Genomic DNA, 21,617 nt, shown 5'->3' with positions numbered 1-21,617 from the left:
CTCATCGGCCCACCTTCTTTCCGTCGTAGAAGAGGACAGGGGAGGTGAAGAGCACGTCCTGCGGCTGCAGGCTCGAGGGCGCGAGGTTTGTCTCCACCGCCGCCTGCGAGTCCAGCCAGCGGCACGCCGCGGGGAACTTCGCTGGGTCCTTGAAGCAGTCTGGGTTGAGCGCCACTCGGAGGGCGTAGTCGCTGGCGTCTGGACGCGCCTCGATGTCCAGGTGGACGTCCACCACGGTGACGCTTCCCTGGGCGCGCAGCGTGTCCTTGAGCAGCCCCATCGTGCTCGGGATGAAGGGTCCGGCGGACGTGGGCAGCAGCGCGAGGTGCGGGCGGGTCAACGCTCCGAACTGAGGCACGCCGCTGGCGGACACCCTCGCCGCCCGGTTCGCTCCACGAGGCCCTGTGCCCACCACCGCCGGCAGCCCGAGGGGCGTCAGGCTCCCATCCGGCCCCGTGCCAGCAAAGAGGTAGAGCGCTGTCTCGTCGACGATGCCCGAGCTGCTCGCTTCGGTGTTCCAGGTGAAGTTGCTCGAGCCGAAGGTCAGATAGGAGATCTGCTGCCCGTGCAGCCACGCGTCGCCCTGGCGCGCGGTCCCCACCGCTTCACCGGTGAGTGGGCGGACGGGGCCAGTGCTCCCCTCGGCCGTGGCGGGCAGCACGTCCTTGGGTGCCAGCGGCGCGAGCAGCGCTCCTCCGTGGTGCATGGGCAGCCCCGCGGAGAGGATGGCCGTGGCGCTCGTGTAGCGATCCGGCGGCGTGTCCTCGGGGACGACGACGTAGAGGGTCTCCCAGAACGGGCTGTAGAAGAGGCTCTCCTCCTCGACATCCACCACCGGGATCGAGTCCTTCAGCCGGTAGGCGCTGGGGTTGGATGGCTCGTAAGCGGTGACGAGCACGTACCAGGGCTGCACCCAGACCTCGGGGACCCGCTCCCAGATCTCCGCGACCGAGAAGGCCGCGGGCTGCCCCTCGCTGAAGGCCGGCAGCACGTTCAATCCATCCAAGTCCTCCGTCTGGAGCAGCTGCGTGTCATGGAAGGGAGGTGACCATTGCGGGAGCGGATGGCCTCGGGGCGTGATCCACTCGGAGGCGGGGAAGCCCGCGATGGTTCCCTCGAAGAGCGACGACTCCCTCACCTGGCGCAGCGTCCACACGTGCGGAGCTGGCGCCGAGGGCTGTCCGGATGAGCTACAGGCCGCCGCGAGGAGCAACAGCCCCGGGACGAGCGCCAAGCGCGGGAGGGTGAAGGGGGTAGACGCCATGGGGGTCACTCTCGTGGGGAGAGACGGGGGCGACAGCGGGGAGGCTCGGCGTCAGCCGGTGAAGGCCTGACCGAGCAAGGAAGGAGAGGCCGCCGCGGCGGCCAGCGCGGAGCGGTAGGCGGACTCGGCGCGCAGCTCCTCGCCGAAGAGGCGCAGCATGGTGCACCCCAGGCTGGAGCTGTTCTCGGGCCTCACGGCGGGCAGCGCCGCGGCGAACTCCTCCGCCGAGCGGAAGCGATCCGCGGGGTGCGCTTGGAGGGCCCGGTGGAGGATGGAGGCCCAGGGCGAGGGCAGCTGGGCGATGCGATCCCAGTGCGCCTCGCAGGGGCCCTCGGCAGCCTGGATGATCCGATCGAAGTCGTTCTTTCCGTCGTAGAGCAGCTCGCCGGTGAGGCACCAGAAGAGCGTCAGGCCCAGGGAGAACAGATCCGCGCGGCCATCCACCTCGAGCCCTCGTGCCTGCTCGGGGGCCATGAAGTTCACGTTGCCCTTCACCAACCCCACGCGCGTCTGGGTGGAGCGATTCGCGCTCTTGGCGATGCCGAAGTCCAGCAGCTTCACCTCTCCGCGAGCGGAGGCCAGGATGTTCATCGGAGATACGTCGCGGTGGACGATCCCCAGGGGCTGGTCCTGCGCATCCTGGCGCGTGTGCGCGTACCCGAGCGCCTTGAGCACCTCCTGGGCCACGAAGAAGACCGTGGCGGGCTCCAGGGGGCCACCGTCTCGCTCGAAGGAGCGGCGCACCACCGTGTCGAGATCCCTCCCGAGGATGTACTCGGAGGCCATGTAGTACTCGCCGTCCACCTCGCCGAAGTCGTAGACGGGGACCACGTTGGAGTGGATGAGGCTGGCGCCCAGCCGCGCCTCGTCCATGAACTGGGCCACCGCTTCCGGCTGGCGGGCGAGCGGCTCGTGCAGCCGCTTGATCACGAACAGCCGCTCGAAGCCTCCCGCGCTCCGGGCGAGCGCCAGGTACACCCGCGCCATCCCGCCCTCACCGAGCGGCCGCAGCAGCTCATAGCGTCCGAAGGGCACGGGCGCCGCCAGTGACGGCTCGGCTCGCGGAGGCGGTGGAGGAGCCTCGGGAGAGGGCTGGACCGTGGGCAGCCGCATCGACAGGCGCTTGAGCTGAGCCTCCGCCGCGGCAAGCTTTTGCGTGGTCTGGGCGAGCAGCTCCGCCGTGGCCCTCTCCCGGTGGGGACGCAGGCCGAGCCAGAGCGCGATCCCCGAGGCCAGCAGGGCGGTGAGCCACACGGGCACCATCAGCGCTCGCGCCGCGCCGCGCGCCTGGGCCGCCTCCGCGCGGGTGTCCGCCTGGGCCCACAGGAACACGCCGGGCCCCATCTCAGCCCGAGCCATGGACCACTGGCCCGCCCGCCCCGTGAGCGGTGTGCCATCCCGAGGCGGTGAGGGGAGCTCCTGCGGCGCGCCCACTCCTGCGCGCATCAGAGGCGCTCCGCTTGCGTCGGTGAGGAGGAGCGTGGACTTGAACTCCTGCGCCATCGCCTCGAGCTCTGTCTTCTCCAGAGGCCGCGCGAGCACCAGCAGCGCCCGCCCAGTCCCCGAGGTCGCGGGGACCTGCACCTCCGCGCTGGCGGCCAGGTAGGGCGCTCCATTAACGAGGAGGACGCTCGAAGCCAGCGGGCGCCCCTTCGAGGCGGCCAGCAGGGCCGACAGCTCCACGGGACGAGAGATCCCATCCGGGGTGAAGTCGAAGCGCCGGCTCCCTTGGATCAGGGAGTGGAAGGAGAACTCGTCCCGGAACGCCTTCCACCACGGCTCCGTGCCGAAGGCATCCTGCAGGGTGGCCATGTCGACGTGATCCGCGGCGAGTGCCCGCACCGGATTCAAGGAGGCGCCTGCCGCGGCCCGGGCCTCCACCGCTCGGAGCCGGCTGGAGAGCGACTCCCGCGCACCGCTGACCGCCACGCCCGCAACCTGTCCCGCGCGCACCCGCGCCACCTGCTGGCCGCGTGCGTCGAGCTTGAGCGATCCGACCGTGGCCCCCATGAGGGCACAGGCAGTGATGAGGAACCCCAGGAGTCGTCGGTGCACAGGTCTCATGGTTGCGGCCCGAAGCCTGTACATGCGACCCGATGTCGCAAGGGCTACATGCCCTGCGGGGAGGGGGCTCCTTTCTGCCAGCCGACGCCGCTCGGGCTCCGCTGATCAATGGCTGAGAGTGGTGAACAGGGAGCTCCGCCCGAGCGCCCGTTTGCTCCGCATCGGCACGTGGCTACCTCTCTGCCCTGCTCGAGGGCAGGCGCGCTCAGGGAAGGGCGCGCATGAGTGCTCTGAGCCGTCGGGGAGAAGACATGCGCATCGCACGAAGGGGCATTGGAGCCATGGGGTCGTGGTTCGTGAGCAGCGCTGTGGCCATGCTGGCCGCGTGCGCTCCCCCCGTGGAGGAGGGGACCGCGGGGGACTCCATCATCACGCGCCGGGATGAAGTGGTGGCTCCGTCCTCCATCGATCCGGCGCGGGAGCTCCTCATCAACGACGTCAGCGTGGTGGATGACGCCCTGTACACCACGTGGGATCCGGCCCACTCGGGCACCGATCCCCAGGGGAGCTGGTCCTTCGGGCGGCTCATCGACAACATGGTGCCCGAGCTGCTGCGCAACCCGTACGGGCGCTCCCTGTTCATCATGTCCTGGCTGAAGACGTGGGAGCACGATCAGACGGTGAATGGCCTGGTCATTCCCGCGCGCCCCCTGATCCGGACCCAGATCATCGATCCCTGGCGCACGGCCAGCGGTTGCAGCCCTACGACCGCCGACGAGCGCTGCGTGCTGGATCTCTCCAAGGCGCCCTTCCGGCTGCTGGCCATCGTGAACCGGCCGGATCTGCGCCGGGTGCCCATGGGGACGGATCCCGGCCACGCGGGCCAGGGGCGCTTCGTCTTCGGCGTGCTGGGGCCCACCGGCCAGCGGCTGCCCTTCACCGTCATCTTCGAGTACCAGCTCCCCATCTCGCGCAGGGTGGACATGCTCACCTGGGCGCAGCGCTGGCACGCGCTGAGCAGCGTCCCGTTCGGCCCGGCCTACAACGCGCGGCTGCAGGCCGTGACGCGCGAGTTCACCAAGCGCAGCGCGGCGCCCCTCCAGGTGAACGGCAGCGCGCTGCTGCAGCTCCGCACCGATGAGGTGGCCCTCTCGGCCACGGATCCCAAGCTCTGGGAGCTGCGCGAGTTCGTCCTCAGCCGCAGGTGGGGGCTGCTCAAGCCCACCACGGTGAAGCAGGAGGTGAACGCCGCGCTCAACGGCAGCGCCGCGCTGGGGGCCTGGGCGAGCCAGAACTCCGCGGCGATCCTCGCTGGGCAGCACGAGGTGCCTCCCACGTGGCAGGGGCAGCCATTCCTCGCCGCCGCCGCGCCTGTGCCCTCGACGCTGGCCTGGGTGGTGCCCGGCGTCTCCGAGGACGTGCGCCACGCCTTCGCCGGGGCCATGTGCAGTGGGTGTCACAAGTCCGAGACGGGGACGAACTTCCTCCACGTGCGCACGCGCGAGGTGGGCAGCCCCGCGCAGATCTCCGCCTTCCTCACCGAGCAACTCAGCCCCGGCGGCCCGCGCTTGACGGACTTCTCCCAGCTGCTCAGCACAGGGGACGCGGACAGCGTGGGGAATGGAAGAGGGAAGGACCACCCAGAGGACGGCCCTGACGAGGACTGAGCCGCGGCCCGCGAGGCAGGCGCTCGCTCACTCTGGCACGAGGCGGCCACCCGGACAGCCGGGGGCCGCGCCTCTCGCGCTACGGCTGGGACTTCGTGTGCTTGTAGAACAAAATCAGGGTGTAGCAGTGGAACTCGTTGTCGCTCGACTGGCGGACCACGCGGTCAACAATCTCCAGATCCGCGTTGCTCTTCATCCAGCGGGTGACGTTCTCGCCGAGTTCTTCCCGCTCCTTGGCCTTGGTCGCCGAGAAAACCTTCACGCCCGTGAACATCGCCGTCCCCTCCTATTGATTCGACGTCGCGTGAACCCCTTATCGCACATGCTTTTACAGAGTGTCAAAAACCCGGCCGCCCTGCCGCCGGGGGTTTGCAGGTGGGAGAACGTGCCTAGATTTTCCAGGTCGCATCAAGGTCCGAGCCTGGGAAACGGGTCCTGGGGAGGGTGGGGGCGACGGGGGATGGGTACGTGGACGTGAAGACCAAGAAGGATCTGGCCGTAGACTTCATCAATGCGATCCGGACAATGGATCCGGCCGCGCTCAACGCGCTGATCGTCAAGGAGGCAGGCGAGGACCTGGCTCAGTTCTTCCTCAACTACAGCGCCAACCTCATCTCCAAGGATCCTTCGCGGGTGCTGGAGAACACCTCCTCGCTGATGCTGATGGGCTACCTCATCCGCACCTATGAGGAGAAGAACGGCAGCACCCAGAAGGGGCTCTTCCAGTCCTACGCGTACGCCTGACGAGCGAAAGCCGGGGCGGCGAGACTCGACAGGCTCAACCGAGCCTGTTAGGGAGCGGCGCCCATGCTGATCGACCTGCACGCGCACTCACATCTGTCGAAGGGTTGCGACCTGGATCCGCGCGCCGTGCTCGAGCGCGCGGCCCTGTTCGGCCTGGACGCCGTCGCCTTCACGGAGACCAACACCCAGGACGGCTGCGACGAGCTGTTCGACATGGGCGCCAAGTCCAAGGTCAAGGTCTTCGTCGGCCTGGAGCTGATCACGGACAAGGGCCAGTACCTGTGCTTCTTCCCGAAGCCGGAGCTGGCGCCCGAGCCGGTGCAGCTGTGGGGCAGCAACCGGGAGAAGCCCTGGAGCGCCGCCGAGTGTCTGCCCAAGGTGAAGTCCCTGGGGGCGGCCATCATCGCCGCGCGGCCGTATGATCGCGATCAGCCCAACGCGCCCATGGACTTCATCCGCTCGCTCAACCTGCTGAGCGCGGTGGAGGGCTACAACGCCAAGGTGAAGCAGACGGCCAATGATCTGGCCGTGGAGGCGGCCGAGGCGCTGAAGCTGCCTTGCATCGGAGGCAGCGATGCGCGCGGCTCGCTGGACGAGGTGGGGCGCGGGGCCACGCTCTTCAAGAACCCGATCACCACCCAGGCGCAGCTCGTGGCGGAGATCCTGAAGGGCGAGTTCTGGCCGGTGATGGCCGGCGAGCTGCCTCGGCTGACGCGCCCGGGCGAGGCCCAGGCGAGCAAGGGTGGCGGCAAGGGCCGGGGCGGTGGGGGTGGAAACCGCCGCCGCCGCCGCTGAGCTCTACTTCGAGCCCGGGGCGAGCGTCGAAGCGGGCGCCGCGGCCTCCTCGACGCGGACGAGCCGTCCCTCGGTGAGGAAGGCGTGGCGCCGGCCTCCCGGGTAGATCCACTCCTCGTTGTGCGCGGTGCCCTCGAGCGTGCGCTTGATCGTCTCCGGGTAGCCCCAGGCCATCTCCAGGGCCTCGGCGGGCATCTCGGGCACGGTCTTCTTCTGGCGGATGGCCTCGCGCACGGGCTCGCTGAAGGCGCTGATCTGCGCGGCGGGATCCTGCGAGGACAGGTAGCGATCCACCTCCGCGAGGAACTCCTCGCGCGTCTTGAGGTGGGGCCGCAGCACGAGCACCAGCGGCGGCCCCTTGGGCGCGCCCTCCACCTCCACGTAGACCCAGGGCCAGGTGCGCGGGGTGTAGAGGATGCGCTCGGTCACCACCCACGCGGTGGGGAACTCCACCTTGCGGATGTGCGCCTTGGCGCCCGTGGGCAGCGTGGCCTCGATGGCGCCCGGGTTGACCGTCTTCCCCGAGGTGTCGTTCAGCAGGAGCACGTCCTCGGGCGGATAGGGCGTGAGCAGCCGCTTGGAGGCATCCCCGAAGAACGGGGTGGTGTACATGGACAGGCGCAGGTACCGGTCTGCTTCGGGCCCGGTGAGCGTGTGCTCCAGCGAGGCGCGATCTTCTGGCGCGATCTGCGTGTGGGACTTGCAGCCGGCTGCCACCAGCGCGACCAGAACGACGAGCAGTCTCTTCACGAAGGCCTCCCGAGGCGTGAGCGCGTGAGAGGCCCTGCTTAGCTCAGCGGGCGGCCTGCGTCAGCGACTCGGTGCGGGCGAGCGCCTGGCATCCACGCTGAGGTGGACACACCGGGCCGCGCCCGTCGGGATCGGGGACCAGCAGGAACCGGCCCAGGCCGCGAGCGTCCGTCAGCTCCGGATGGCCACACAGAGCACAGCGGCGGGGAGGACGCTTGGAAGGTGGGAAGGGCACGAGGCGGAGTGTGTGCCGCGCTCATGCCCTCCGCCAGTTTCCGGTCAGCTAGGTCTTGCTCGCGGAAGCCGCCGCGGGTGCCGGCGTGCTGCTGGAAGAAGAAGCCGTGCTGGACGAGGAGGTGCTGCTCGACGAAGCCGTGCTGCTCGACGAAGCCGGGCTGCTGGCCGACGCGCTGGAAGAGGAGCTCGAGTCCGAGCTGCCGCTGGAGCCGTCCTTCTTGGTGGAGCTGTAGAGATCGGAGTACCAGCCGCCTCCCTTGAGCACGAAGCTGGAGCGGCTGACGAGCTTGGACAGCGTGCCCGTGGCGCCACACTCGGTGCAGGCCTCGGGGGTCGGGTCACTCACCTTCTGCAGCACGTCGATGACCTTGCCGCAGCTCTGACAGGAATACTCGTAGATGGGCATGATTGAACCTCGTCAGGGCGAAGAGAAATCGGAGTGGGCCGCGAGCTGCTCCCTCAGCGCGCCAGTCAGTCCCAGTCGTTCAATGGCGCGCAGGACCAGCTCCTGGGGAGCGCCATGCTTTCGAGCCACGGCCAGCGAGAGCCCCTGGAGATCCCGCGCGCCCGGCAGCTCGTCCCGGACGAGCCCCTCCAGCTCCTTGCGGAGCGCGTCCGTGAAGCGCTTCTTGATCCCCAGATCCGCCAGGTACTTGTCCCGGCCGAGCAGATCCAACCGCTGCGTGAGGTGACGCGCGCCGAGCGCCTCGCGCCGGAAGCGCTCGCGAATCTCCTCCACCTCCTGCTGGAGCCCGAGCGAGGTGATCAGCCGCTGCAGCTCGGAGGGGCTGAGGCCCAGGGCCCAACCCACGCGGCCCGCCGCGCCTCGATGATCGGTGTACGCGGAGAGGATGCCTTGCCGCTCCTTCGCGGTCAGCGTCTCCATCAGCTCATGGCGGTCCAGCGCGCTCTCCACATCGAACAGGGTCAGCTCGCCCTTGGCGCCGCTGTACTGCTCGGACAGCGCCTTCAGGAGCGAGAAGCGGTGCTCGTTCTGCGACAGCGCCGACTCCAGGAGCTCCTTGCCCTCGGCGCGCAGCAGTTGGTGGTAGTTGCCCTTGGGGGCCGCCACCTGGGTGAAGCGGCCTCGCGGCTTCGGCAGATCCCGCTTGAGGAAGCGCGGCTCGGACTCGGGCGTCTGCTCCGGCTCGAGCTCGGCCGCCGCGGCGCGCTTGCGAGGAGCGATGCGCTCCTGGACGGACTCGGCCTCCTGGCGAGCGGCCTTGCCGCCCTTGCCTCGGCTGGCCTCCTCCGCGTCTCCAGCCGGGGCCGGACGGGGCGGGGGCGCCGCGAAGGCCGGAGCCTCCGGCGTGAGGGGTGCAGGCTTCAGGGGCGCCTTCTCCTCGCGCGCCCGGGCCAGCTCCTGGACGAGCTCGTAATAGCCGCACGCCTGCCGCTGAGCGGCCAGGGAGGCTGCCGTTCCCCGCAGAACATCCACCACCGCGAAGGGGCCGAGCGGCGAGGCCTCCGGCTCGGCATCCGTCAAGGTGCGCACCCGAAAGTCTTCGTCCTCGGACAGCAGCGCGAGCGCTTCGCGGACTTCGGTCGGGGAGGCCATGGCCTTGGCCCGCCGACAGAAATCGGAGACGGCTACCGCCACCGGGGTCGGCACATCATCGGGCTGCCGTCTTCTCTGCCATTGGCTATTCATGAGGAAACTTGCCGAAAAATGCTCGTTTACGAGGGCGGATGCCTCTATCTTCCATAGCGGACGGGTGTCAATGAGCCTGACGGTCTCCAATGTAAACAGCCAGGGGAGAGTGCAAGTCCCTGGGGCTCGCTGGCCGCAGTGCGAGCAGACGACCCGTCACTCGCCGGGTAGGGGAAGGTAGTGTGATGGCGATTCGGACTCGTCAGGTATTGGAAGCATACCTGCCTGAGGGAGGTGCTTTACCCGTGAGCGAGCAGTCGAGAGAGTCGGTGCTCAACCGCTACATGGCGCAGCGCGGGCTGAAGAGCACTCGCCAGCGCAGCCTCATCATCGAGACGTTCTTCTCGGTCGGGGGGCACCTGTCCGTCGAGGAGCTGTGGAGCAAGGTCCGCGAGCAGGACGCCAAGGTGTCGGTGGCCACGGTGTACCGGACGATGAAGCTGCTCAACGACTGCGGGCTGGCCCACGCGCGCAACTTCGGAGACGGGCAGACGCGCTACGAGGCAGCGGCCGGGCGCGAGCACCACGATCACCTCATCTGCACCCGCTGCGGCCGGATCGTCGAGTTCGAGAACGATCGGATCGAGGCCATGCAGGAGGCGGTGGCGCGCAAGCACGGCTTCACGGTGACCTCGCACAAGATGGAGCTGTACGGGCTGTGCAAGGACTGTCAGCGGCTGGGCTCCGAGCGCCCCTCCGAGGCCTGAGCGTGCGCCGCTCCGTGCTCGCAGGCGTGCTGTTGCTGGGGCTGGTGGCGTGCAAGAGCGCTCCAGAGGCCGTGGAGGCTCCGGGCGAGGGCTTCCTGGGAGCGCTCGCGCTGCCGGCGGTGGGGCCGCAGCGGCAGGCGGCGGAGGAGCTGTCCGGGCGCGTGGTGCTGGTGAACTTCCTGGCCACCTGGTGCTTCCCGTGCATGGCGGAGCTGCCCACGCTCGAGGCGCTCCAGCGAGACTACGGCCCGCAGGGCTTCCAGGTGGTGGGCGTGGGCATGGATCTGGAGGGGGAGCAGGTGCTGGTGCCGTTCGCCGAGCACTACGCGCTGCGCTTCCCGGTGCTGGTGGCGGACCAGCGCATCCACCTGGGGCAGAGCCCCTTCGGGGTGATTGATGCGCTGCCCACCTCGTTCATCCTCGATCGGCAGGGGCGGGTGGTGGCCGCCTGGCAGGGCGTGGCCCCGCACGAGGAGATGGCCAAGGCCATCGAGAAGGTGCTGAAGAAGTAGCCGCGCTCAGCTCGGCGTGAGGCGGGCCATCACCGCCGCCACCACGCGGTCGCACCTCGTGGCGTGGAAGGAGAACGCCTCGTGGAGCTGGCCACCGATCCGGGCGTCCAGCTCCTCACGCAAGAACGCTCGGGCCCGGTGGAGCCGGGTCCTCACCGTCTCCTCGTTGGTCGACAGCACCTCGGCGGTCTCCGCCGTGGACAGCCCATCCACCTCCCGCAGCATGAGCACCACCTTGTGGGGCGCTGGCAGCGCGTCGATGGCGGACTCCAGGAACCGGACGAGCTCGCGATCATAGGCCCGCCGTTCGGGATCGGGCGTGTTTCGTCCCTCCAGCTTCATGTCTCCCTCCGAGTCCACGTCTGAGCCTTCGCGTTCATCGAGCGCCACCAGCCGGTTCCGCTGCCGGAGGCGAAGCAGCGCCTCGTTCACCGCGATGCGGATGAGCCACGTCGAGAACTTCGAGTGGCCCTCGAACTGCCCCAGGTGCGAGAACGCGAGGAGGTAGGCCTGCTGCATCACGTCCTCGACCTCGGCCTCATCCGACACCAGCGCACGCACAGCCCGGTACACGCGCACGTTGAGCCGGCGCATCAGCACCTCGAACAGGGCCGTCTCGCCCTTTTTCACGCGGTCGGCCAACTCCTCATCCGAAGGAGAGCCCGTCTCCACCGCCTTACCTGGGTCTCTTGCTGTCTCCATACCCTTCAGATGCAGCAGGCGGTGGGAGCGTGACAGTCCCCCATAGTCTCACCTCCGACGACCCACAGTGAAATCCCAGAAAAAATAAAATCCCTGTTTGTCACGCATTGCTCGCTCCGATCTCCAAAGAGGCATCGGGGCAGGCTGGTGCCTGCCCCTGGAGCCACGAAGAGGAGTGTTATGCGGAGTGAGTCGATGGGCAGGAAGCACCCGGGGCAGGGCCACCGGGGACCTTGGAGAGGCTTTTTCCTGGGCGCCGTCACGGTGGGGAGCCTGGGGTTGGCGTGCTGGAGTGGGCTGTCGAAGCCGGAGAGCGGCCAAGGGACCGAGCATCGGGCCCTGTCGAGCGCCTTCACCCCCCAGGTGCTGACGCCACCGGGCGAGGCGCCCCTGGCCCTGCGCTTCTTCGTCACCCCGGTGAAGACGGACTCCCAGGGACAGATCCGCACGGGTGGCTCGGCGGATCCGGTGGCGAAGCTGGTAGGGGCCGAGCCTGCTGGCGAGCGCGGCGGTCTGGAGCGCTTCACGCGGATCACCTTCGGCAACGACTACATGACGGGCAAGCCGGACCCGGGCAGCCGGGTGGACCCGAACAACCCCATCCTCAGCAAGGGCAACCAGTTCTGGCCGTTCCGGCCCCAGCCGTTCCGGAGCTGGCCGACCTCGCTGGCGATCACCCCGGGCGGTGACAAGGTCTACGTGGCGCTGCCAGGACGCGAGGGCTATCCGGACTGGCGGGTGGCGGTGGTGGATACCGCGAGCAAGACGGTTCGCAAGTGGGTGGATCTGCGGCCGGGCGGGCAGGGGCTCGGCACTCGCCCCACGGGCGTGGAGGTGTCCCCCGTCAACACGGCCATCTACCCGCATGCCTACGCGGTGGTGCTCAACCAGTACGCCAACTTCGCCAGCGTGATCGACACCGTGACTGACTCGGTCATCGGCGACTTCCAGACGGGCTTCTACGGGGAGGACCTGGCCTTCAACGCGAGCGGCACGAGGCTGTACGTCACCGACCGCTTCAAGGACGAGATCCGCGCGTTCCGCATCGATCCGGGTCCCGCCTTCACGCAGATCGCCGAGATCCCCACCGGCGCGAACGATCTGGACCGCGCCAACCCGCGCGATCTGGCGCTCAGCGCGGATGGCAAGACGCTCTACGTGGCCAACACCCTGGGCCACACGCTGGCCGTCATCAACGTGGAGAACGACGCCAACACGCTGGTGCGCAACATGGTGGTCGGCGGGCTGGCCACGGATGTGAAGATCGCCGGGCGGTGGGGCATCGTCGCCGGACACGCCACCAACAACGCGCTCAACGGCCCCGAGGGCGCGCATGGCGTGGCGGCCCGGGACGCCAGCGGCACGTTCCGCCGCAACAACGGCACTCCGCTCGGCTACACGCCGGTGATGGCGGACGCCACCAAGGCCACCACCTTCGATGACCTGGGCAGCGAGCTCAACGTCTTCGACACCACCAACAACAGCTTCATCTATCGCTACGTCGACGCCGGGCGAGACCAGTCGATGATGGCCGTCCCCGGCCAGCTCGTGGACCTGGGAGACTTCGCCGCCAGCCAGAAGATCATCCAGGGCAGCGGCCCGGAGCAGATCTTCGTCAAGGGCGATCTGCTGTTCGCCGCGATGATGCACTCGGACAAGGTGGAGGTCTTCCGGATCAACCAGAACCCGGCGGATCCCTCGGGCATCCTGACCGAGCTGGGCATCCAGTTCACCGGAGGCATCACCCCGCAGGGCCTGGCCGTCTCGCCCGACGGGCACACCCTGTACGTGGCCAACATGAACACGGAGGACATCTCGTTCCTGACCGTGAACCCGAACGGCACCCTCACTCGGGGCGGCTATGTGACGGTGGGCGTCACCGACAAGACGCCGGATCCCACCACGGGCGGCAACGGCAGCCACCTCTTCGCGACCGATGAGGAGACGGGCCTGCGCTGGCTGTTCAGCTCGGCCTACTCGGACGATGGGCAGAAGTCCTGCGGGTTCTGCCACTGGCAGAGCCGCAGCGATGGCAGCCAGTGGAACGTGGGAGCCAACGCCCTCGGCGGGGTGAAGAACTGCCCGCAGAACAAGGACGTCTCCGACAACTGGCCCGAGTGGTACGAGGGGCTGAACAACGACATGATGGCCTACGCCTCCGCCTGCACCGGCGAGCTGACCATCGCCGAGCGGAAGACGACGCTCTTCCCCCAGGACAACGAGCTGGATCGCTACCAGGCCCGTGACCAGTACGTGCTGCGCAAGACCGCGGAGAACTCGGCCGCCATCGGCCGGCCCGAGCTGAACGGCAAGGCGTACCAGGCCAACTACAACGACATCTCCTACCTGGAGATCCTCTGGACGCAGAACGAGACCCGCCGCATGCCCAACCCGCTCACGCAGTTCCCGGCCTCGGACGAGGCGGCGAAGATTGCGCGCGGCAAGTGGCTGTTCACCACCAAGGTGGCCGATGGCGGCTCGGGCTGCGCCGACTGCCACCACAACGGCAACAAGATCACCAACGGCGTGGTGGACAACACCTTCCAGGACTTCAACATCCATGAGCCGGGCGTCATCAGCGAGACCACCATTGACGGCAACGGTCCCTTCCTGCGGCTGAAGAACGACTACGTCTTCACCCCGAATGGCGCGCCGCAGGACGAGGGCTCGCGGCAGAACATCAGCGCCCGGAACACCAAGCACCTGCGCTCGTTCTGGGACAGCACGCCGCGCTGGCTGCACCATGGCGACGCACACTCGGTGCGGGAGATCCTGCTGACCCCGGACTCCCCGCTGCTCCGGCCCGGCGAGCGTGGCTTCAACTTCCGCACGGTGCGCACCGATCACCAGCGCGCGGTGGACGATGACTACCTGGGTGCTTCGCCCGTCGTCCTGCCCACCGAGGTGCCCATCACCTTCGCCGACAGCAGCGGCGCGCTGGCCGGCGATGGCAAGGGCCCCCTCTACGTGAGCCTCGACAGCCCGTTCGTCACCCAGCCGGATGGGAGCCTGCAGATCGATCGGCTCGGCTCGTCCAACATGGCGCCGCTGATCGTGACGGTGAACGGCCAGCGGCAGATCAACCCGGAGCTGGCTGCCAACCACATCCAGGTCATCAAGGACACGCACGGCAAGACGTCTCAACTGTCCGAGAGCGACATCGATGCGCTGACGCTCTACCTGCTGTCGCTGGAGTAGAGCCCTAGGCCGCCGGGGGCGTGACGGTCCACGCTCCCGGCGTGCCTTTTGACAGGGTGCTACATACCTGGAGCAGTTTTCTTGCCCGCTCGGCGGCTGCTGGTAATTTCCGCAGGCTCATGACGGCGCGGAAAAAGTTCCTGGTGGTGGCGGCGGTGCTGGCGGGGGGACTGTCCCTGGCCTCCGTGGCCGATGCTCGGGGCTTCCGGCGCTACCTCACGCTACGCCAGGACGTGAAGTCCCTGCAGGAGCGCAACCGCGTGCTCGCCGAGCAGAACGAGGCCCTCCTGAAAGAGATCAACGCGCTGCGTAAGGATCCCGCCGCCCTCGAGCGCGCCGCTCGCGAGGAGCTCGGCTACGTGAAGCCCGGCGAGCTCGTCTTCCATCTGGAGGAGGAAGAGCCATGAACGCGCTCTCGTCCATCCCGTTGATGCCCAAGGTCGTCCGCAAGGCGGGGCGCTCGGTGCCCGCGGCGTCGATCCTGCTGGTCTTCATGCACCTGGCGCGCAACGGCTTCCACGGCCTGAGCCGGCTCGGGTGGACCGAGGCGTTCCTGGTGCTGTTCCTGCTCGTGGGCCTGGGGCTGTCGGCCTGGCGGCGCCTGCGGCGCAACGCGCTGGGCGCGCTGGTGGAGCTGCGGGACGATCTCGAGCTGGGCGGAGGGCTCATCGCCACCGCCTTCATCGTGGTGGCCATCGGCGGCGGGGTGCTCTTCCCCATCGTCTACCTGCTGATGGCGTTCCTGGTGGCCTTCCTGCCTCGCAACGCCGGGCTGACGCTGCTGGGCGCGGCGCTGGTGTTCGACGGGCTCGTCACGCTGGGCTCGGTGAAGGGAGGCGCCTGGGCCGCGTTCACCATGCACGCCTTCTTCCTGGCGCTGTTCGCGGGCCTGTACCACGCGGTGCTGGCCGCTCGGATGGCCGCCGCCCGCCACGCCGAGAACGACGCGGTGCAGAAGCGCATCAAGGAGGTGGAGGAGCGCGCCCGCACCTTCCGCCTCATCAGCTCCGGCACCCAGGACAGCTTCTCGGGGATGAACCAGGACGAGAAGTGGCTGGTGGCCTCGGTGAAGGAGATCGAGGGCGCGGTGGGCGCGGCGCTGGAAGTGGCGGAGACGGCCTTGCGCACCCACACCTGCGCGGCGTTCCTGCTCACCTCGGATGACCGGAGCCTGAAGCTCTACGACTGCCGCTCCACCTCCGAGCGCATCCAGCGCGAGCGCTTCGCCGCGGGCGAGGGGATCATCGGCGGGGTGCTCAAGCGCCAGGCGCCGGTGCGGATGAACTCGCCGCACGGGCTCAAGGGCATCACCTACTACGACGGGGGCGCGCCGCAGGTGTCGGCGGTGCTGGCGGTGCCCATCATCGAGGCGGGCGGGCTGGTGCGCGGCGTGCTGGTGGCGGACCGCGTCATGCACGAGCCGTTCTCCGATCAGGACGAGCGGCTGCTCACCGTGATCGCCGGAGAGGTGCTGCGCGCGATGGAGGTGGAGCGGGTGATGACGTACATCCGCAAGAGCCGGGACGAGAAGGATCGGTTCTTCCGCGCCATCGAGGAGCTCAACCGCGCCGGCAGCCCGGAGCAGGTGTTCGTCGCGGTGCTGGAGAGCGCGCGGCAGATCGCCAGCCTGGACTTCTGCGCGGTGACGCTGGTGAGCGAGGTGGACGGCAAGCGCATGCACAAGGTGGCGCGGATGACGGGCGTCACCGCGGCGGGCAAGGCGCTGGAGGGTCAGTCGTTCGCGGACAACAACGGGCTGGTAGCCAACGTGGTGCGCTACGGCGCGCCGCTGCCGGGCCGGGACATCAAGGCGATGGACCGGCAGGTCATCTTCGACGAGGAGACGCAGATCCGCGGCCTGGGGGCGCTGAAGATCTTCCCGCTCACGGCGGGTGATCGGATCCTCGGGACGCTGGTGGCGGGCTCCCGGAAGAAGGCGCTGGATCAGGACGTGCTGCGGATGCTGGAGGTGATGGCGATCCAGGCGGCGCAGGCGGTGCTGCGCGCGCAGCTCTTCGAGCAGATGGAGCGCATGGCCACCACGGACGGCCTCACGGGGCTGCTCAACCACCGCACCTTCCAGAGCAAGGCGGACGAGTACCTGGCGCAGTCCAAGCGCTACGGGCGCAAGGTGTCGCTCATCCTCACGGACATCGACCACTTCAAGAGCGTCAACGACACCTACGGCCACCCCACGGGCGACGCGGTGCTCAGGGGCGTGGCGAAGATCCTCCGCGACAAGGCGCGCGACACGGACATCGTGGCGCGCTACGGCGGCGAGGAGTTCGCCATCATCATGCCGGAGACGGACGCCAAGGGCGCGCTGGTGATCGCCGAGCGCATCCGCGAGGCGGTGAAGGCCGAGGTCTTCCAGACGGAGATGGGCCCGCTGAAGGTGACGCTCTCGCTGGGCATCTCCACCGGGCCGGACTACGGCTACGAGAAGCAGCAGCTCATCGATCTGTCCGACCAGTGCCTGTACCACGCGAAGCGTCACGGCAGGAACCAGTCGGTGACGGTGGTGCAGATGCAGGGCGGCAGGAAGCTCCAGGTGGCCGAAGCGGGCTAGAGAGAGTCAGCACTCCAGGGCAACACCTGATTCCCATATCAGCCATGATTCCTTGAATTATGGCTGATATGGGAATCTTCCATGATCCCTGGAGGATTCGGATGCGGAGCACACCGAAGTGGTCCGTGCTGGCGGCGGCTTTGGCCATGGCCACCTGCACGGATAAGACGAGCAACCTGGACGTAGATCGGGATGAAGTCGAGCGAGACGGCTCACGGCTGGCGGGAGGTCTGCACCTCGGTGCGGGCGATGAGTCGGCCAAGGTCTACAAGGCGGCCCTGGCGCGCTTCGAGGCCCGAGCCGCCCCCGCCACCACCGTGCCCGCGGCGGCCTGGCCGGCGGCGGTGGCGTACACGCGCGGCGTGAAGGGCTCCAGCAGCGCTGCATGGAGCGAGCTCGGCCCGAAGAACTACAACAGTGACAACCCGCTCTACGCGGACCCGTACTTCAGCAACACCGGCGGCGGCGCGGGCATGAACAGCGGCCGCATCACCGCTCTGGCGGCCCTCGAGGATGGCCAGACGGTGTTCGCCGGTGGCGCGGGCGGCGGCCTCTGGAAGAGCACTGACGGCGGCGTGCACTGGACCCCCGTGGGAGACTCCTTGGAGTCCCTCTCCATCGGCGCCCTCGCCATCGACGAGCAGCCGGGTGGCTACACCGTCTATGCGGGCACCGGCGAGGCCAATACGAACTCGGACGCGTTCGCGGGCGTGGGCGTGCTGCGCTCCACCGACGGCGGCAAGACGTGGGCGCGCATGGGCGGGGACGAGCTGCTCGGCGCGTTCGTGGGCCGCATCATCGTCGACTCGGTGGACCACACCCGGCTGTACGCGGCGACCTCGCACGGCGTGTACCGCTGGACGGCGGGCGCCACCGCGTGGCAGCGGATCCTCGGCTCGGGCACCAGCCCCGTGGCCAACATCGTCACGGACCTGGTGGTGAAGCCCGGCACCGGCGGCACCACGGGTGATCTCGTGGCGGTGATCGGTTGGCGCAACGGCGCGGACACCAACGGCATCTTCGAGTCCCAGGATGGCGGCAATACCTGGACCGGGCCCTTCAACCCCCAGGGCTACGTGGCGCCCATCGCGCAGGGGCGCGTGTCGCTGGCGTACTCGGCGGATGGCGGCAAGCTGTACGCCGTCGTCCAGGACCCTTCGTCCATGGACAACCTGAGCGCCAGTACCGTGCTCCAGGGCGTCTACGTGTCGAACACGGGCGATGCCCACGGCCCGTTCAACAAGATCGCGAGCGCGTCGAAGCTGCAGGGCGACAGCGACTCGGCGATGAAGACAGGCAGCATGGGCCACGCATACCAGCCCGGCATCCAGGCCTGGTACAACCAGTTCCTCGTGGTGGATCCGGCGGACGCCAACCACCTCTACCTGGGGCTCGAGGAGGTCTACGAGTCCACCAACGGCGGCACGAGCTGGGAGACGCTGGGCGCCTACTGGAACTTCACGCTGTCGTGCTTCGCCTACAACCCGCTGGGCGGCACCTGCGTGGCGACCACGCACTCGGATCAGCACGCGGCATTCATCGCCCATGGCACGCTGTGGGTGGGCAATGACGGCGGCGTCTGGTCCCGCTCGCTGGCCAACCACGCGCCGGGCGGCTGGAGCAACCTCAACGCCACGCTCGGGACGCTGCAGTTCTACTACGCGGGCGCGGGCAAGACGGCCACGGGGCCGCTGACGTACTACGGCGGCCTCCAGGACAACGGCACCGCGAAGGTCGTCGTCGGCCAGGAGCCGGCCGAGCCCTTTGGGGGTGACGGTGGAGACGTCGTGGTGGATCCCACCAACCCGGACAACGTGATGACCGAGTACACCAACCTGGACGTCGCGAAGTCGCGGGACGGTGGCAAGACCTGGACGGACATCGCCCCGAGGGATCCGAGCGCGCGCTTCATCGCGCCGTTCATGATGGACCCGAACAACAAGAACCACCTGGTGGCTGGCGGCCAGTACGTCTGGGAGTCCACCAAGGGCTTCGACACGCTGTGCGACAGCAACGGGTGCGACTGGAAGGTCAGCTACGATCTGGGCAGCGGCCGAGCGGCCACGGCCGTGGGAGCCTCTGGGAGCACCGTCTTCGCGAGCTGGTGCGGCCCGTGCAGCCCGAGCCTGATCACGGGCACCGGGTTCAAGAACGGCATCGCCACCAACTACGGTGGCACCTGGCATCAGGTCACTTCGCCGCTGGGCACGCGGTACATCTCGGCCGTCACGGTGGATCCGGCCAACGCGGCGCACGTGTACGTGACGTACTCGGGTTACTCGCGGCGGTGGTTGGTGGGCCCGGATGACCCGGGCGTGGGCCACGTCTTCGAGTCGAACAACGGTGGCGCCACGTGGACGGACATCACCGGAGACCTGGTGGACGTGGCGGCGAACGACGTGGTGATCACGAGCCGGGGCCTCGCGGTGGCCACCGACGTGGGCGTGTTCTCCTCGGGGCTGCACGGCGGCACGTGGAAGCGCGCTGGCACAGGGCTGCCGCTCGTGTCGGTCAGCGACCTGAGCGTCGCGCCGGGTGACATCCTCATCGCCGCGACCTACGGCCGCGGCCTGTGGACGCTGCCGGTCTCCGCGCTGTAGCCCGCGCCTGAGCGCAGGGAAGTACGGAGGCGGAGAGGGGAAACCTTCTCCGCCTTCGCGTTGGAGGTAGAGTCCGCGCCACGATCTCATGCGCGTTCCGCTCGCCGTCACCACCAGCGCCAAGCCGAACGAGCAGCTCGTCTCCCAGGCGCAGTCTGCGGCCCGGCAGTGGGGCGTGCCGTTCTTCTCACGACACCCTAAGGAGAGCATCACTCCCTGGTTCGACTCGCGCGCCGAGGCCCTGATCGTCTTCGGGCATGACGGGGTGACGCTCTGGGACCGCGAGGGCCACCACGGCTTCCACGCCGGCATGGCCCACCTGCGACGGCTCCGGCTGGCGGAGGGCGAGCCGGACACGTTCGTGCGAGTGGCGGAGCTGCGCAAAGGAGACGCCGTGCTCGACTGCACGCTGGGGCTGGGACAGGACGCGCTAGTGGCCTCTCTCGCGGTGGGCCCCGAGGGCAGGGTGGTGGGCGTGGAGAAGAGCCTGGCTCTGTACGCCATCGTCTCGGAGGGCCTGAAGACGTACGAACTCGGGCCGGACTCGTGTCGCGTGGAGGTGGTGCACGCGGATACGCACGAGTATCTGCGTACGCTCCCGTCCCGCTCCTTCGACGTCGTCTATTTCGATCCGATGTTCGCTCGGCCGACGAAGTCCCAGCCCGGGTTCGACGTGCTGCGCCGGTTCGCCGACCACGCCCCGCTCACCCCCGAGGCGCTTCAGGAGGGCCGGCGCGTGGCGCGGCGCTGGGTGGTGGTGAAGGGCTCAAGGCACTCGGATGACCTGAGGAAGCTGGGGCTCTCTCCGGAGCCGGGTTCCCGCTATACTGATGTTGTTTGGGGCCGCGTCGCGTCCCTTTAGTACTACAGGAGTATCTCACCCCAAGCGGCTTACACGCTGCATAGGTGTTTCATGTCTCAGAGCAACTCTAAAGTGCACGAGTATGCTGGATGGCTGATAAAAAGTGCTCTGAAGGCCGAGAAGAGGTCGGCAATAAAGTATGAGGCATGAAGCCCTCTTGAAGTCTCAGTGCCTTCATGGTCATGACGAGAACTCCGAAACACCATATGAGGTATTGTGAGACGGTATTGGCGCTGTTTCTGCTTGTCGGTTGCGAAACGCCTAACACCGTCTCGACGCCAAGTCCGGCAGCGCTCCCTCCTGCATCCCGAAAATGGGTGGCACCTTGGGTGCCGGGTCCAACAGGGACACAGATCCAGAGAACCTTCTACTACGGACCTTGGCAATGCAACCGCAGGCTGATGGACGCGTGCCAGGAAAAATGCACCGTGCAGGGCTACAACCTCATGGGGTGTATCTGGATCGCGGACATCAAAATCGATACGCGCGGCAGCCTGGGGCCAGTGGATTACGCCGCAGGCGGCCGACTGGCCATGACTCACTGCTGCTGTGACTACCCCCGGGTGTCAGATACCGCTGCACGGCGTGCAACCTGGGACAACGCCCGCGATAAATTTCGCAAGGAATGGAGTGGGGAGTTCGGCGCCTGGCCTGCGGATGAGGAGGGAGTTTCTTGGCCAGGACATCACCTGCGGGATCTGGGGCATGGAGGAGATCCCACTGCCAAACCCAATGTCCTGCCAACGCCTCAAGACACCCATGCAGTGCTTAATAAGATCTATCCGCAGTGCTACGCGGGTTCGGGGCCATGGAACACGGTAGGGCCGGACCTTCCTTACTCGGATTGACACCATGACCATCTCCGCCCTGCTTGGAGAGATTTCAAGCCGCCATTTCCCCAATCCTCCCGCTTCGCCTCAAGAGATCGAGGAGTTCGAGAAGCGGATGGGCTGGAAATTGGATCCCGACCTACGGGCCTTCTATCTGCACTGCAATGGGGCGAAGTTATTCACCCAGCCCGACGCTCCTTTTCGCTTTCTTCCCCTAGCCAAGGTCGTTCGTGCTCGGGTGGCTTTCTACCGTGATGACACGGACGCCGAAGGGCCGGCCACTTGGTATGTGATCTGCGCGCTGCATGATGGCGACTACATCATCGTAGACGTTGGCATGCAGAAGAGCAGCCGGTATCCCATCATCGATGGTTGGCATGAGTCGTTCCCCGACCCCACACAATGCAGGCAGATCGCGAGTTCATTCGCTGAATTCCTCGACGGTGCTCTGCGTAGCGGCGGGCGCCAGTTCTGGCTGACTCAGGCGGCCACGTGAATCGCGTTCCCGCCAGAATCTTCGCCGTC

General features: G+C 67.9%; 18 protein-coding genes. 11 read left to right on the top strand and 7 right to left on the bottom strand.

What is annotated here, in order from left to right:
* Window position 1 precedes the first annotated feature (1 nt).
* Window positions 2-1,264, bottom strand: a complete 1,263-nt coding sequence (locus ACJ8AT_RS00965) for a hypothetical protein (protein WP_407735616.1) — start codon at window positions 1,262-1,264, stop codon at window positions 2-4.
* 51 nt (window positions 1,265-1,315) lie between these two features.
* Window positions 1,316-3,319: a serine/threonine-protein kinase gene (locus tag ACJ8AT_RS00960; RefSeq protein ID WP_407735615.1), complete on the bottom strand. Its 2,004-nt coding sequence runs from the start codon at window positions 3,317-3,319 to the stop codon at window positions 1,316-1,318.
* A 290-nt stretch (window positions 3,320-3,609) separates the two neighbouring features.
* On the opposite strand from ACJ8AT_RS00960, the gene ACJ8AT_RS00955 reads away from it, so the two are divergent.
* Window positions 3,610-4,935, top strand: a complete 1,326-nt coding sequence (locus tag ACJ8AT_RS00955) for a hypothetical protein (protein WP_407735614.1) — start codon at window positions 3,610-3,612, stop codon at window positions 4,933-4,935.
* A 79-nt stretch (window positions 4,936-5,014) separates the two neighbouring features.
* Here the strand turns inward: ACJ8AT_RS00955 and ACJ8AT_RS00950 are convergent, their stop codons facing one another.
* Window positions 5,015-5,209: a hypothetical protein gene (locus tag ACJ8AT_RS00950; protein WP_407735613.1), complete on the bottom strand. Its 195-nt coding sequence runs from the start codon at window positions 5,207-5,209 to the stop codon at window positions 5,015-5,017.
* Window positions 5,210-5,403: 194 nt separating this feature from the next.
* On the opposite strand from ACJ8AT_RS00950, the gene ACJ8AT_RS00945 reads away from it, so the two are divergent.
* Window positions 5,404-5,679, top strand: coding sequence for a hypothetical protein (locus ACJ8AT_RS00945; RefSeq protein WP_407735612.1), 276 nt, complete (start codon window positions 5,404-5,406; stop codon window positions 5,677-5,679).
* A 63-nt stretch (window positions 5,680-5,742) separates the two neighbouring features.
* Window positions 5,743-6,474: a PHP-associated domain-containing protein gene (locus tag ACJ8AT_RS00940; protein WP_407735611.1), complete on the top strand. Its 732-nt coding sequence runs from the start codon at window positions 5,743-5,745 to the stop codon at window positions 6,472-6,474.
* 3 nt (window positions 6,475-6,477) lie between these two features.
* On the opposite strand, the gene ACJ8AT_RS00935 is transcribed toward ACJ8AT_RS00940, so the two are convergent.
* The 3 genes from ACJ8AT_RS00935 to ACJ8AT_RS00925 form a co-directional block, all read right to left on the bottom strand.
* Window positions 6,478-7,224, bottom strand: coding sequence for a hypothetical protein (locus ACJ8AT_RS00935; RefSeq protein ID WP_407735610.1), 747 nt, complete (start codon window positions 7,222-7,224; stop codon window positions 6,478-6,480).
* 283 nt (window positions 7,225-7,507) lie between these two features.
* A complete protein-coding gene (locus tag ACJ8AT_RS00930; protein WP_407735609.1) occupies window positions 7,508-7,867 on the bottom strand; it encodes an FmdB family zinc ribbon protein in 360 nt (119 codons plus the stop codon).
* 12 nt (window positions 7,868-7,879) lie between these two features.
* Window positions 7,880-9,019 (bottom strand): hypothetical protein, encoded by a 1,140-nt coding sequence (locus ACJ8AT_RS00925; protein WP_407735608.1) that lies wholly within the window; start codon window positions 9,017-9,019, stop codon window positions 7,880-7,882.
* 377 nt (window positions 9,020-9,396) lie between these two features.
* Between ACJ8AT_RS00925 and ACJ8AT_RS00920 the strand changes: the two genes are divergently transcribed.
* Both ACJ8AT_RS00920 and ACJ8AT_RS00915 read left to right on the top strand, forming a co-directional pair.
* Window positions 9,397-9,819 (top strand): Fur family transcriptional regulator, encoded by a 423-nt coding sequence (locus tag ACJ8AT_RS00920; protein WP_407735734.1) that lies wholly within the window; start codon window positions 9,397-9,399, stop codon window positions 9,817-9,819.
* 2 nt (window positions 9,820-9,821) lie between these two features.
* Entirely contained in the window at window positions 9,822-10,331 is a 510-nt protein-coding gene (locus ACJ8AT_RS00915; RefSeq protein ID WP_407735607.1) for a TlpA family protein disulfide reductase, read from the top strand.
* Window positions 10,332-10,337: 6 nt separating this feature from the next.
* Here the strand turns inward: ACJ8AT_RS00915 and ACJ8AT_RS00910 are convergent, their stop codons facing one another.
* A complete protein-coding gene (locus ACJ8AT_RS00910) occupies window positions 10,338-11,033 on the bottom strand; it encodes an RNA polymerase sigma factor (RefSeq protein ID WP_407735606.1) in 696 nt (231 codons plus the stop codon).
* Window positions 11,034-11,312: 279 nt separating this feature from the next.
* On the opposite strand from ACJ8AT_RS00910, the gene ACJ8AT_RS00905 reads away from it, so the two are divergent.
* From ACJ8AT_RS00905 to ACJ8AT_RS00880, 6 genes are all read left to right on the top strand, one after another.
* Window positions 11,313-14,231, top strand: a complete 2,919-nt coding sequence (locus ACJ8AT_RS00905; RefSeq protein WP_407735605.1) for a YncE family protein — start codon at window positions 11,313-11,315, stop codon at window positions 14,229-14,231.
* A 119-nt stretch (window positions 14,232-14,350) separates the two neighbouring features.
* Window positions 14,351-14,638 carry an FtsB family cell division protein gene (locus ACJ8AT_RS00900; RefSeq protein WP_407735604.1) on the top strand — a complete coding sequence of 96 codons (288 nt, stop codon included), beginning with the start codon at window positions 14,351-14,353 and terminating at the stop codon, window positions 14,636-14,638.
* Window positions 14,635-16,800 (top strand): diguanylate cyclase, encoded by a 2,166-nt coding sequence (locus ACJ8AT_RS00895; protein WP_407735603.1) that lies wholly within the window; start codon window positions 14,635-14,637, stop codon window positions 16,798-16,800. Before ACJ8AT_RS00900 ends, ACJ8AT_RS00895 begins: the two co-directional genes overlap by 4 nt.
* Before the next feature lie 101 nt (window positions 16,801-16,901).
* Entirely contained in the window at window positions 16,902-19,400 is a 2,499-nt protein-coding gene (locus ACJ8AT_RS00890; protein ID WP_407735602.1) for a WD40/YVTN/BNR-like repeat-containing protein, read from the top strand.
* Between the two features lie 88 nt (window positions 19,401-19,488).
* A complete protein-coding gene (locus ACJ8AT_RS00885; protein WP_407735601.1) occupies window positions 19,489-20,262 on the top strand; it encodes a class I SAM-dependent methyltransferase in 774 nt (257 codons plus the stop codon).
* Window positions 20,263-21,114: 852 nt separating this feature from the next.
* Window positions 21,115-21,588, top strand: a complete 474-nt coding sequence (locus ACJ8AT_RS00880) for an SMI1/KNR4 family protein (RefSeq protein WP_407735600.1) — start codon at window positions 21,115-21,117, stop codon at window positions 21,586-21,588.
* The last annotated feature ends 29 nt before the right edge of the window (window positions 21,589-21,617 follow it).

The sequence above is a fragment of the Hyalangium sp. genome, from assembly GCF_045802625.1.
Lineage (GTDB): Bacteria > Myxococcota > Myxococcia > Myxococcales > Myxococcaceae > Hyalangium.
This window is presented reverse-complemented; position numbering and strand designations above follow the sequence as displayed.